Raw genomic sequence first — 1,520 nt, 5'->3', positions numbered from 1 at the left:
GTTCAGGCGCCTGGCGAGGTGGCGGGCAGGGTGCGAGGGCAGGATCAGCCTTCTGAAGCGGAAGTTCGGCTTGGATCGTAGCAGGTCCTGGGGTCGTGCGGGGGCGGAAACCTGGGTGGGCTGGGCAATCCTGGCCCACAACCTGAGCAAGATGGCGGCTCTCACGTGAGACAGGGTGGTTCAGGGGCAGACATCCTCCTCTCGCCAGGGAGGTTGGGATTGGGTGGCGCCCCGCGGGGGGTGTTTTTCAGGGGGAACTAACTAACCGAATGCACGTGGAGGTGGCTTCATGGCGCAAGAGCACAGGGAGATCAAGGTACGGGTATCCGGAGTGCTGGCCAGCGAGGCCCGCCTGCTCACCATGCTTCATCGCAGGCAGGGCCGCCAGTACCACGTCCTCCCCGGGGGAGGGCTAGAACTGCAGGAGAGCATACCCGACTGCCTGAGGAGGGAGTTCAGAGAGGAAACCACGTTGCAGGTTGAGCCGGGGAGGCTCCTCGCGGTAATCGAGACCATTCCCACCCGGATAACAACGCACTGGCGAGATAACCGGCACGTCGTCGAGCTGGTGTACTGGATCGACGAAGCATCCGGGCACGCTCGCGAGGTGGCCGCGCTAAGTGTGCCCGCGTGGGTAGAAATCGAAAAAGTCCGGTCCCTTCACCTGTACCCGCGGGTCAATGAGTGGCTCGTGCGCGGGCTGACTGAGGGGTTTGGGCCAGAGCCGGCCTACTTCGTCTTTCCGGTGGAACCAGTAGGCACTGAGGACCCGCTGAGCTTCTGGCCGGAAGACCGGCAGGTGTGAGCGGTCCACTACGGCCTGTCTGGGCGCCCCGGGCGTTCGGCTGGTCTATCGGGTTGCAGCCGGCGCAACTCCGAGCGCAAGGCGCTGATGTGTATTTCGATAGCCCGGTTGTCATTCGGCGGCCCTGTCAGCCAGCTTGGTGCGGCCCGGGACCATTACGCCGCCCACCCTATCAACCGGCCCCGAGAAGAGTTCGACGGCGTCAAGGTACGCGGTTTGCTCGCGCCCCTTGGGTTCGTGGGCAAAGCGGTAGTCGGACTTGCGGAAATACTCGGCCAGGGCTGCCTCCAGGGCACTGAGCCTACGCAACATGTCGTTCAGAAGGAAGCCCGCCACCGCGGGCCCGGCCAACCGACAGACCTCCAGTAGATGCTCCCAGCACAGCCCGTCGGACCGCTCGTACTCCTCCCTTCCGGCCTCCTGTTCCAGGGACTCAACCAGGTGTCTTGCGCCCAGCTCGGCCCGCCTTGCCGAGGCGGTGCAGACGGGGCACGCTTCCTTGCGGCCCAGAATCCGGACCAGCGATGCCTGCCAGCGGCGGGTACTCCGGCGCCCGGGGAAACTGGCTTCCGTCAACGCCAGGGCCCGCCGGACCTTCTCCCCGGCGTCACGCACCAACACGTCGTACGTTGCGGCCAGCCTCTGGCCCGCCAGTTTCGCCATGCGCCACGCGTGCAAGCGACAGAAGCCGCCGCGCGCCAACGTCTCCAACGTG

At 65.7% G+C, this 1,520-nt stretch carries 3 protein-coding genes; 2 read left to right on the top strand and 1 reads right to left on the bottom strand.

Annotated elements, in window-relative coordinates:
- The coding region (locus AB1609_23635; GenBank protein MEW6049427.1) for a transposase at positions 1 to 169 on the top strand (169 nt) is incomplete at its 5' end.
- Positions 170 to 289: 120 nt separating this feature from the next.
- Positions 290 to 805 carry an NUDIX domain-containing protein gene (locus AB1609_23630; GenBank protein ID MEW6049426.1) on the top strand — a complete coding sequence of 172 codons (516 nt, stop codon included), beginning with the start codon at positions 290 to 292 and terminating at the stop codon, positions 803 to 805.
- Between the two features lie 111 nt (positions 806 to 916).
- Here the strand turns inward: AB1609_23630 and AB1609_23625 are convergent.
- On the bottom strand, positions 917 to 1,520 hold a 604-nt coding region (locus AB1609_23625), incomplete at its 5' end, for a DUF6062 family protein (GenBank protein ID MEW6049425.1).

This window comes from Bacillota bacterium (genome assembly GCA_040754675.1).
GTDB lineage: Bacteria > Bacillota > Limnochordia > Limnochordales > Geochordaceae > Geochorda.
The sequence above is the reverse complement of the archived record's forward strand: the minus strand, read 5'-3'. Positions and strand labels throughout refer to the sequence as shown.